Genomic DNA, 11,342 nt, shown 5'->3' on the forward strand with positions numbered 1-11,342 from the left:
CGGTCGCTCTTGAGGGACTCACAACTTGCCGCCCCGGGTACCGTCCCGCCGCGCGGGCGCGATGAGGGTGGAGAGATACGGCAACGCAGCCCCGTCGAGCTCCGCGGCAGACCGAATGGACTCACCCTCCAGGCCGAGCGCCGACCCCCATACGGCGTCCTCGATCCGCCCGGTCTCCCTGAGCGCCTCGGCCACCTCACCGGCCTGCCGCCCGAACTTGTACGCGACGACGGTCCCGGGCCCGTTGAGCGCGTCCTTGAGCACGGCGGAACCGGCGGTGACGGGCACCAGCGTGAGCGGCTCGGTGCCCTCGGTCAGCACGGCCCCGGAACGGGCCGCGAGGTCCTGCATCGCGGTGATCCCGGGGACGGTCTCGACGACGACGTCCGGCACGAGCTCGCCGATGGTCTGCGCGAGATAGGTGAAGGTGGAATAGACGTTGGGGTCGCCGATGGTGGCGAAGGCGACGGACGAGTGCGCGGCAAGCAACTGGGCGACCCGTTCCCCGGCCGCGTCCCAGGCGGCCTCGCGCCGGGCGTGGTCGGTGCGCTCGTTGAGAGCGAAGACGACCCGGACGATCTTCTCCCGGGACACGTAGTGCAGAACGGTCGCCTCGGCCCGCCCCCGCTCCCCGCTGTCCATGACGGGCACGACGACCACGTCGGCGGCGCGCAGGGCGTTGACACCCTTGACGGTCACCAGCTCCGGATCCCCGGGCCCGACCCCGACCCCGATCAACCTGCTGCTGCTCATGACGTCCGGCACCTCTCCACGAACCTACGGGCGACACCGGGCTCCGAGGCCCAGTGCGTGTGCAGATAGCTCGCGTGCACACCACGCTGTACGAAACCTTCGAGCCGTCGCCGGGGCACCCGTACCCCCCAGGCGGCCGCGTCCCCCGCTTCCGGCTCGACGACCGTCCGGTGGAACTCGTGCCCCCGCATCCGGGTCCCGGCGACGGCGAGCGAACTGTCGCTGACGGCGACGGCGTCCCGGTACCCGAGGGTGAGGGTCTCCTCCATCCGCGCCGAGGCGTCGAGCACCCCGCACATGGGCTGCCCGTCGAGTTCGCGGCACAGGTAGAGCAGCCCGGCGCACTCGGCGGCGACGGGAGCACCGCTCTCCGCGAGCGCGGAAACGGCCGTGCGCAGCGGCTCGTTGGCGGACAGCTCGGCGGCGTACACCTCCGGGAACCCACCCCCGATGACCAACCCGGCTGTGCCGTCGGGTAGTTGCTCGTCCCGCAAGGGATCGAAGGGGACGACTTCAGCCCCGGCCGCGGTGAGCAGTTCGCTGTGCTCCGCGTAGGAGAAGGTGAAGGCAGGACCACCGGCGACGGCGACCACGGGAGAGTTCGACTGCGGGGCCGGTGGGGGCTGGTCGCGCAGTTCCCCGCGCCCCTGACCTGCCCACCTGGTCGTGTCTTCCAGCCCGTCCGGCGTTTGAGGACGAGGCCCTTCGGGCCGATGGGGGTCCGGGGGCGCAGCCCCCAGGACCTCAGCCGCATCCCACGCCGCGCACGGCAACGCCCCCGCACTACGCGCCAGTTCGGCCAACGCCGACAGATCGCACCCCTGCGAGACCTGCGCGGCCATCGCCGCCACCGCGTCCACCGCGGCGTCCTGCCGCTCCGCGACCGGCACCAGCCCCAGATGCCGGGACGGCGTGTCCACCTGGGCCACCCGCCGCAACACCCCGAACACAGGCACCCCGGCCGACTCCAACGCCTCCCGCAGCAACGCCTCATGCCGGTCGGAGGCGACCTTGTTGAGGATCACGCCCCCGAGCCGCACCTCCGGATCCCAGGACGCGAACCCGTGCACCAGCGCGGCGACCGACCGGGACTGCGAGGAGGCGTCGACCACCAGCACCACCGGCGCCCGCAGCAGCTTCGCCACATGCGCGGTGGAGGCCAGCTCGCCTTCCCCCGCGGCCCCGTCGAACATGCCCATCACGCCCTCGACGACGGCGATGTCACACCCCTGCGCCCCGTGCAGGAACAGCGGGGCCACCAGCTCGGGCCCGCACAGGTACGCGTCGAGATTCCGCCCCACCCGCCCGCTCGCGAGCGCGTGATACCCGGGATCGATGTAGTCCGGGCCCACCTTGTGCGGGGACACGGCGAGCCCCCGCGCGGCGAACGCGGCCATCAGCCCCGTGGCGACGGTGGTCTTGCCGCTGCCGGAGGACGGCGCGGCGATGACCAGCCGTGGGACGGAGGAACTCACCACTCGATGCCCCTCTGCCCCTTCTGCCCGGCGTCCATGGGGTGCTTCACCTTGGACATGTCGGTCACGAGATCGGCGAAGTCGACGAGCTTGTCGGGCGCGTTCCGCCCGGTGATGACCACGTGCTGGGTCCCCGGACGATTCCGGAGAACGTCCAGCACCTCGTCCGTGTCCACCCACCCCCAGTGCATGGGGTACGCGAACTCGTCGAGCACGTACAGCTTGTACGTCTCGGCGGCCAGATCCCGCTTGACCTGCTCCCAGCCCTCCCGGGCCTTCTCCTCATTGTCCATCTGGGCGTCCCGCTGCACCCAGGACCAGCCCTCGCCCATCTTGTGCCAGTCGACGGACCCGCCCTCACCGCTCGCACCGAGCACCCGCAGCGCGTTCTCCTCGCCGACCTTCCACTTCGCCGACTTGACGAACTGGAACACCCCGATGGGCCACCCCTGGTTCCAGGCCCGCAGCGCGAGCCCGAACGCGGCGGTGGACTTCCCCTTCCCGACGCCCGTGTGCACGACCACCAACGGCCGGTTACGGCGTTGACGGGTCGTCAGTCCGTCCTCCGGCACCACACTCGGCTGCCCCTGAGGCATTACGCGGCCCTCCTCTGTACGTCCTTCACGAGCCCTGCGATCGAGTCCGCCCGCAACTCGTCCAACGTCACCCCGGTACCGCCCAGTTCACCGGCGAGCTGCCCGGCCAGCCCCAGCCGCACGGGCCCGGACTCGCAGTCGACGACGACGGAGGCGACCCCGTCGGCGGCGAACAGCCGGGCCGCCCGCCCCGCGAGGGCGACGGGCTCGGGTCCTCCGGTGGCCCGCCCGTCCGTCACCACGACGACCAGCGCCCGCCGGGCCGGATCCCGCAACCGCTCCACCCGCAGCACCTCGTGCGCCCGCAGCAGCCCGGCCGCCAAGGGCGTACGGCCACCCGTCGGCAGTGTCTCCAGCCGGGCCGCCGCCGCGTCCACGGACGACGTCGGCGGCAGCGCCACCTCCGCGGCCGACCCCCGGAAGGTCACCAGGCCCACCTTGTCCCGCCGCTGGTACGCGTCGAGGAGCAGCGACAGCACGGCACCCTTCACCGCGCTCATCCGCTGCCGTGCCGCCATCGACCCCGAGGCGTCGACGACGAACAGCACGAGATTGCCCTCGCGCCCCTCGCGCGTCGCCTGCCGCAGATCGTCACGCCGGACGACGAGACCGCGCCCCGACCGCCCCCGGGCCCGCTGATGCGGCGCCGCGGCCTGCACGGTCGCCGCCAGGTGCAGCTTGGTCAGGGCCCCGCGGGGCCGCCGGGCCCCGGTCGTCCGCCCGTGCTCGGTCCGGGCCCGCGACCGCCGCCCGGCGGCACCCTCACCGAGTCCGGGCACGCTGAGCACCTTCGTACGGAACGGCTCGGAGGCCCGCGCGGCGGACTGCTCACCCGAACCCGCGCCGGATGCCTGCGGCTCGCCGCCCTCACCGGCCTCGGGCTGCGCACCGGAGTCACCGCCGGTCTCCGGCCCGTCGGACGGCGACGGCTGCCCGCCGTCTCCACCGCCGTCACCGGGCCCGTCCGGATCGGGCTCGTCATCGTCCTCGGAGCCGCTGAACTCCTCCAGCGTCTCGTCGAGTTTGTCCTCGTCGAGCCCCGGCGCGTCGAAGGGATTACGGCGCCTGCGGTGCGGCAGCGCGAGCAGCGCGGCCTGCCGTACGTCCTCCGCGAGCACATCCGTCCGCCCGGCCCAGGCGGCGAGCGCGGAGGCGGTCCGGGCCATCACGATGTCGGCCCGCATTCCATCGACCTCGAAGGCGGCACACGTCGCCGCGATCTGCCGCAGCGCCCCGTCGCCCAGCCGCACCGACGGCAACAACTCCCGTGCGGCGACGACCCGTTGCCGTACGGCCGTCTCCTCGTCCGCCCAACGGGCCGTGAAACCCGCCGGATCGTCGTCGTACGCGAGCCGTCGCCGTACGACCTCCACCCGCTGGTCGGGTTCCCGCGAGGCCGCGACCTCGACGGTCAGCCCGAACCGGTCGAGCAACTGCGGCCGCAGCTCACCCTCTTCGGGGTTCATGGTGCCCACGAGCAGGAACTTCGAGGCGTGCCGCACGGAGACGCCCTCCCGCTCCACGTACGACGCCCCCATCGCGGCCGCGTCGAGCAGCAGGTCGACGAGGTGGTCGTGCAGGAGGTTGACCTCGTCGACGTAGAGGATCCCGCGGTGCGCGTCCGCCAACAGCCCGGGTTCGAAGGCCTTCACGCCCTCCGCGAGCGCGCGCTCGATGTCGAGGGCGCCGACCAGCCGGTCCTCGGAGGCGCCGACGGGGAGTTCGACCATGCGGGAGGGGCGACGGACGCCGTTGCCGCTCTCGTGCGGGCCGTCCGGGCACGAGGGGTCGGGCGCGGACGGGTCGCAGGAGAAGCGGCAGCCGGCGACGACGGAGACCTCGGGCAGCAGCGCCGAAAGGGCGCGCACCGCCGTCGACTTGGCCGTGCCCTTCTCGCCGCGCACCAGCACACCGCCGACCGCCGGTGACACGGCGTTCAGCAGCAGCGCGAGCCGCAGGTCGTCCTGGCCGACGACGGCCGTGAACGGAAACGGGGTACTCACTTCTCGTCGCCCTCCAAGTCGCCTTCCAGCTCCAGGTAGGTGGCCCGCAGCCGTTCCAGGGTGTCCGCGTCCGGCTCGGCCCACAGTCCGCGCTCGGCGGCCTCCAGCAGCCGCTCCGTGATGCCGCGCAGCGCCCAGGGGTTGGACTTCTTCATGAAGTCCCGGTTCTCCGCGTCGAAGACGTACTCCGCGCTGAGCTTCTCGTACATCCAGTCGTCGACGACGCCGGCCGTGGCGTCGTACCCGAAGAGGTAGTCGACGGTCGCCGCCATCTCGAAGGCGCCCTTGTAGCCGTGCCGACGCATCGCAGCCATCCAGCGCGGGTTGACCACGCGGGCGCGGAAGACCCGGTGGGTCTCCTCACCGAGCGTCCGCGTCTTCACCTGGTCGGGAGTGGCCGAATCACCCACGTACGCCTCGGGGTTGGCGCCCGTGAGGTGGCGGACCATCGCGACCATGCCGCCGTGGTACTGGAAGTAGTCGTCGGCGTCGACCAGGTCGTGCTCACGGGTGTCGACGTTCTTCGCGGCGACGTTGATCCGCCTGAACGCGGTCTCCATGTCGCCGCGCGCCGCCCGCCCGTCGAGCCCGCGCCCGTAGGCGTAGCCGCCCCACACCGCGTACACCTCGGCGAGGTCGGCGTCCGAACGCCAGTTGCGGGCGTCGATCAGTGGGAGCAACCCGGCCCCGTACGCCCCCGGCTTGGACCCGAAGACACGGGCCGTGGCCCGCCGCCGGTCACCGTGCTCGGCGGTGTCCTCGTCGGCGTGCGCCTTCACGAAGTTCTGCTCGGCGGGCTCGTCCAGCTCGGCGACCCTGCGCACGGCGTCGTCGATCAGCCCGACCACGTGCGGGAACGCGTCCCGGAAGAAGCCCGAGATCCGCACGGTGACGTCGATGCGCGGCCGCCCGAGCTCCGCGAGGCCGATCACCTCGAAGCCGGTCACCCGGCGCGAGGCCTCGTCCCACACCGGACGGCAGCCAAGGAGCGCCAGGATCTCGGCGATGTCGTCACCCTGGGTGCGCATCGCGGACGTGCCCCAGACCGTGAGGCCCACGGACTTCGGGTAGTCGCCGGTGTCCTGGAGGTACCGCTGCACGAGGGAGTCGGCGAGCGCCTGCCCGACCTCCCAACTCAGCCGGGAGGGAATGGCCTTGGGGTCGACGGAGTAGAAGTTCCGGCCGGTCGGCAGCACGTTGACGAGACCACGGGTCGGTGAACCGGAAGGACCCGCCGGGACGAAGCCGCCGTTCAGGGCCTTCAGGATGTGGTCGATCTCGTCCGTCGTGCGCGCGAGCCGGGGCACGACCTCGTCGCAGGCGAACTCCAGCACCGCGACGGCGTCGGGGAGTTCGGTGCCGAGGACGTCACGGACGAGGGAAGCGGCCGCCGCCGTGTCCCAGGAGAGGTCCTCCATCCGCTCCGCCAGGCGCCGGCACAGCTGCTCCAGCAGGTCGATCGCGTCGGCGGCCGAACGGGACGGCCCCTCGACGAGGTCGGACAGCTCCACCGGGACCTTCACCGGAGCGCCCGGCTCGGCGAGCAACTCCTTCTCCACGAGCCCGTAATGAGCCGCGAGACAGGCCCTGAGCCCCGGCAGGGCGTTGGCCTGGCCGCCCCACACCTGCGAGGCCCGCAGCACGGCGAGCACGAGGTTGACCCGCGGCTCACCCACCGGACCACCGCCGAGGATGTGCAGCCCGTCACGGATCTGCACGTCCTTGATCTCGCACAGATAGCCGTCGATGTGCATGACGAACTCGTCGAACGCCGTGTCGTCCGGCTGCTCGTCGACATGCAGGTCGTGGTGGAGCTCGGCCGCCTTCACCAGCGTCCAGATCTGCGCCCGGACGGCCGGGGCCTTGGCCGGGTCCAGGTCGGAGACGAGCGCGTACTCGTCCAGCAGCTGCTCCAGCTTGGCCAGGTCGCCGTACGTGTCGGCACGTGCCATCGGCGGCACCAGGTGGTCGACGACGGTGGCGTGCCCGCGCCGCTTGGCCTGGGTGCCCTCGCCCGGGTCGTTGACGATGAAGGGGTAGATCAGCGGCAGCTCACCGAGCACCGCGTCCGGCGCGCAACTCCCGCTGAGACCAAGACCCTTGCCGGGCAGCCACTCCATGGTGCCGTGCTTGCCCATGTGGACGACGGCGTCGGCGCCGAAGGAGTTCTCCAGCCACCGGTACGCGGCCATGTAGTGGTGCGACGGCGGCATGTCCGGGTCGTGGTAGATCGCGATCGGGTTCTCCCCGAAACCGCGCGGCGGCTGGATCATCACGACGACGTTCCCGAACTGCAGGGAAGCCAGCACGATGTCGTCCCCGTCGACGTACAGCGAGCCCGGCGGCTCACCCCACGCCTCCAGCATCGCGTCCCGCAGCTCCGGGTCGAGCGTGTCGAACCAGGCCCGGTAGTCGGCGAGCGGCACCCGCGCGGGCGCCGACGCCAGCTGGTCCTCGGTCAGCCACTCGACATCGTGACCGCCGGCCTCGATGAGCCGGTGGATCAACTCGTCGCCGCCCGAGGGGTATTCGGTGAGCGAGTACCCGGCGTCCCGGAGCGAGTCGAGCACCCGCACCGCCGAAGCGGGCGTGTCGAGACCCACCGCGTTGCCGACCCGCGAGTGCTTGGTCGGATACGCGGTGAAGACCAGCGCGAGCTTCTTCTCCGCGTTCGGCTTGTACTTCAACCGCGCGTGCCGTACGGCGATCCCGGCGACCCGCGCGGCCCGCTCCGGGTCCGCCACGTACACCGGGACGTCGTCGGGCCCCTGCTCCTTGAAGGAGAACGGCACGGTGATGAGCCGCCCGTCGAACTCCGGGATGGCGACCTGCATCGCCGCGTCCATGGGGGAGAGGGCGGCGTCGGACCCGTCCCACTGGGCCCTCGACGACGTCAGGCAGAGCCCTTGCAGCACCGGCACGTCGAGGTCGGCCAGCGCGCCGATGTCCCAGGCCTCCTCGTCCCCGCCGGCCGAGGCCTGCGAGGCGTGGGTGCCGCCGGCGGCGAGGACGGTGGCGACGAGGCAGTCGGCCCTGGCCAGCAGCTCGTAGAACTCCGCGTCGGCGCCGCGCAGCGAACCGCAGTACACCGGAAGGGCGTTGGCGCCCCGCGCCTCGATCGCCTCGCACAGGGTGTCCACGAACGCGGTGTTGCCGCTCAGTTCATGGGCCCGGTAGAAGAGCACGCCGATGGTCGGACGGCCCTCCTCGAAGACGTACGAGCCGTGGACGCCGTACTCCGGCATCTTCCGCGGCTCGACGAACCCCTCGCCGGTCAGCAGCACGGTGTCGGAGAGGAACCGGGCGAGCTCGGTGAGGTTGTCCGGGCCGCCCTCGACGAGGTACTTCAGCGCCTCGGCCACGACACCGGCCGGCACCGACGAGTCGGCCATCAACTCGGCGTCCGGGACGGCCTCCCCGCCCAGCAGCACGGTCGGGATACCCGAGGCCTTCAGGGCGGCCAGCCCGTCCTCCCAGGCCCGCTTGCCGCCGAGCAGCCGTACGACGGCGATGTCCGCGCCGTCGAGGAGCGCGGGCAGTTCGTCCGTGACGTCGACGCGCGTCGGGTTGCCGATCCGGTACCCGGCGTCCGAGGCGGCCCGGGCCGCCAGCAGATCCGTGTCGGCGGTCGACAACAACAACACTGTGCTCATGCGGGCGCTCCCGGTGGAATGAAAGGCAGTCCTTGCGGCGCACCGGACTCGATGAGCCGCCACAGCGCGTCCGTGTCCGCGTGCTGTTCGATCAGGTCGCCGAGCCGGTCGAGCTGCTCCTCGCGCAGCGCGGCGAACGAGGTGTCGGGGGCCGGCACGAACCGGCGGCCAGCGGCGGCCGCCACCTCCCGCAGGAACGCCCGCCGGAAACCGTCCGACTCCAGCGAACCGTGCCAGTGCGTGCCCCAGGTCTGGCCGACGCGCACGCCGTCGAGGAACGGCTCGCCTTCGCCAGTAGAGGCGACCCCGTGATGGATCTCGTACCCCTCGACGTCCTCCCCGAGGGCTTTGCCGACGGGGCGCGTGAGGGTCTTCTCACGGGCGAACCGCACCCGCACGGGCAGGACTCCGAGCCCCTCGACGTGCCCCTGACGGCTCTCGACCTCGTCCTCGATGTGCTCGCCGAGGATCTGGAATCCGCCGCAGATGCCGAGGACGGGCCGTCCCTCCGCGGCCCGTCGGACGAGGGCGTCCGCCAGCCCGCGCTCCCGCAGCCACTCCAGCGCGCGGACGGTCCCCCGGGTCCCCGGGATCACGACGAGATCGGCGTCCGCCAGCTCCTCCGCCCGGTCCACGAACCGCACCACGACGCCGGGTTCGGCGGCCAGGGCGTCCACGTCGGTGAAGTTGGACATCAGGGGAACGGCGCAGACGGCGACGCGCAGGACGTCCTCCCCGACGGGCGGAGCGGTGTTCGACTCCCGGACCGTCCCCCGCAGCGAGACCCGCAGCCCGTCCTCCTCGTCGATCCCGAGCCCGTGCCGGAAGGGCAGAACACCGTAGGTGTGCCGCCCGGTGAGCCCGTGGAGCATGTCGAGCCCGGGTTCGAGCAGCGAGACGTCCCCCCGGAACTTGTTGACGAGGAACCCGGCGACGAGCGCCTGGTCCTCGGGCGAGAGCAGCGCGACGGTCCCGAAGAAGGAGGCGAAGACCCCGCCCCGGTCGATGTCCCCGACGACCAGCACGGGCAGCCCGGCATTGCGGGCGATGCCCATGTTGACGATGTCGGTGCGCCGCAGGTTGATCTCGGCCGGACTCCCGGCCCCCTCACAGATCACCGCGTCATACGTGCCCCGCAACTCGGCGAGACAGTCGAGCACGGTCCCGAGAAGCTGCTGCTGCCGCCCCCCGTGATACCCCCGGGCACTCAACTCGCCCACGGGCTTCCCGAGCAGCACGACCTGACTGCTCTGCTCACCCCCGGGCTTGAGCAGCACGGGATTCATGAGCGCGGTCGGCTCGACCCGGCAGGCCTGGGCCTGCATGGCCTGAGCCCGCCCGATCTCGGCCCCCTCCCTCGTCACGAACGAGTTGAGGGACATGTTCTGCGCCTTGAAGGGCGCGACCTTCACTCCCTGCCGCACCAGCCACCGGCAGATCCCGGCGGTGACGACACTCTTGCCGGCGTCGGAGGTGGTACCGGCGACCAGCAGCCCCCCACCGCTCATGCCCCACGTCCCTTCACTACGATCCGCGCGACGACACCGACGCCGAGCGCCAGCAGCCCCACACGCCGAGAGAGCCGCGCGGCGCGCTCGATGTCGGCGGTGGCGACAGCGCGCCCTCCCTGATTCAGCACGGGCCGATGCTCGACCCGCCCCGCGTACGACAGCGTCCCCCCGAGCCGCACACCCAGCGCCCCGGCGAACGAGGCCTCGACAGGACCGGCGTTGGGGCTCGGATGCCTGCGCGCGTCCCGGCGCCAGGCCCGCACGGCACTCCGTGGACTGTCCCCGGCGACAGCGGCGAGTACGGCGGTCAGCCGCGCCCCCGGCCACCCGGCGAGGTCGTCGAACCGGGCGGAGGCCCACCCGAACCGCCGGTACCGGGGCGACTTGTGCCCCACCATGGCGTCCAGCGTGTTCACGGCCCGGAACCCGAGCAGCCCGGGCACCCCGCCGACGGCGCCCCACACGAGGGCGCCCACGACGGCGTCGGAGGTGTTCTCGGCCACGGACTCGACCACGGCCCGGGCGATCCCGTCGGCGTCGAGGGCCTGCGGATCCCGCCCGCACAGATGGGGCAGCCGGTCCCGGGCCGCCTCGACATCCCCGGCCTCCAGGGCCCGCCCGATGACCCGGGCCTCCCGCACGAGCGAAGTCCCGCCCACGACGGCCCAGGTGGCGGCACCGGTGAGCACGACGGAAGCGGTACGGGACGGACGTACGACACGCTCCGCGACGGCGCCCAGCGCCATCGCGCCGCCCGCACACACGGCGGTGTGCAGCGCGCCCCACCCCCGGTGGTCCCGCCACAGCACCCGTTCCACGGCCCCGGCGGCCCGCCCGAACACGGCGACCGGATGTCCCCGGCGCGGATCGCCGAGCAGCAGGTCCCCGACAAGTCCGGCGGCGGCGCCGTACGCGAAGACGCGATCGGCACGCATCGGGTCAGCCGGCCGTGGGGTCGGCAAGCGAGCGGGTGCGGTACCTCGAAGGGCAGGCGGGCATCGCGATATGTCCTCACTCAGGGTGTCCACGCCCTGGTTCGACGAGACCGACGGCGAGAGTTCCTGGCTCCCGGGGCTACCTACCCCGGTCACAGTGGCGGGACCGCGCCGGACTTGCACCGGCTTCCTCTGCTGCCGTCGTACATGGCTCCGGCAGTCCACCACGCACCCGAACGGCAGTCAACTTGCTGTTGACCTGCGGCGGGAGAGTGTGCAGAACCCCACACCGCCGGTCCGGGGGACGGCGGACCCGCGGCACAAGGACGGCCGGGGGGGGGGGGGGGGGGGGGGGGGGGGGGGGGGGCGGAGGGGGGGGGGGGGGGGGAGGCCGGGTAGGAGCAGAGGAGGAGGCA

At 72.5% G+C, this 11,342-nt stretch carries 7 protein-coding genes and 1 riboswitch; all 7 genes read right to left on the minus strand.

What is annotated here, in order from left to right; genetic code table 11:
* Positions 1 to 18 precede the first annotated feature (18 nt).
* The 7 genes from cobI to ACZ48Z_RS32280 are packed head-to-tail and all read right to left on the minus strand — an operon-like array spanning position 19 to position 10,926.
* A complete protein-coding gene (cobI, locus tag ACZ48Z_RS32250) occupies positions 19 to 765 on the minus strand; it encodes a precorrin-2 C(20)-methyltransferase (protein WP_468739425.1) in 747 nt (248 codons plus the stop codon).
* Positions 750 to 2,228: a cobyrinate a,c-diamide synthase gene (locus ACZ48Z_RS32255; RefSeq protein ID WP_468739426.1), complete on the minus strand. Its 1,479-nt coding sequence runs from the start codon at positions 2,226 to 2,228 to the stop codon at positions 750 to 752. Before ACZ48Z_RS32255 ends, cobI begins: the two co-directional genes overlap by 16 nt.
* On the minus strand, positions 2,225 to 2,824 hold the full coding sequence (gene cobO, locus ACZ48Z_RS32260; RefSeq protein ID WP_468739427.1) for a cob(I)yrinic acid a,c-diamide adenosyltransferase: 600 nt from the start codon (positions 2,822 to 2,824) through the stop codon (positions 2,225 to 2,227). Before cobO ends, ACZ48Z_RS32255 begins: the two co-directional genes overlap by 4 nt.
* Positions 2,824 to 4,827 carry a putative cobaltochelatase gene (locus ACZ48Z_RS32265; RefSeq protein ID WP_468739428.1) on the minus strand — a complete coding sequence of 668 codons (2,004 nt, stop codon included), beginning with the start codon at positions 4,825 to 4,827 and terminating at the stop codon, positions 2,824 to 2,826. Before ACZ48Z_RS32265 ends, cobO begins: the two co-directional genes overlap by 1 nt.
* Positions 4,824 to 8,480, minus strand: a complete 3,657-nt coding sequence (gene cobN / locus ACZ48Z_RS32270; RefSeq protein ID WP_468739429.1) for a cobaltochelatase subunit CobN — start codon at positions 8,478 to 8,480, stop codon at positions 4,824 to 4,826. The genes ACZ48Z_RS32265 and cobN overlap by 4 nt, the downstream gene beginning before the upstream one ends.
* The gene (locus ACZ48Z_RS32275; protein ID WP_468739430.1) at positions 8,477 to 9,988 is read right to left on the minus strand and encodes a cobyric acid synthase; all 1,512 of its coding nucleotides are present in this window, start codon (positions 9,986 to 9,988) and stop codon (positions 8,477 to 8,479) included. The genes cobN and ACZ48Z_RS32275 overlap by 4 nt, the downstream gene beginning before the upstream one ends.
* On the minus strand, positions 9,985 to 10,926 hold the full coding sequence (locus ACZ48Z_RS32280; protein ID WP_468739431.1) for a cobalamin biosynthesis protein: 942 nt from the start codon (positions 10,924 to 10,926) through the stop codon (positions 9,985 to 9,987). The genes ACZ48Z_RS32275 and ACZ48Z_RS32280 overlap by 4 nt, the downstream gene beginning before the upstream one ends.
* A gap of 100 nt (positions 10,927 to 11,026) precedes the next feature.
* A riboswitch (cobalamin riboswitch) is annotated at positions 11,027 to 11,168 on the minus strand.
* Positions 11,169 to 11,342: the final 174 nt, after the last annotated feature.

This window comes from Streptomyces sp. NPDC031225 (assembly GCF_055570355.1).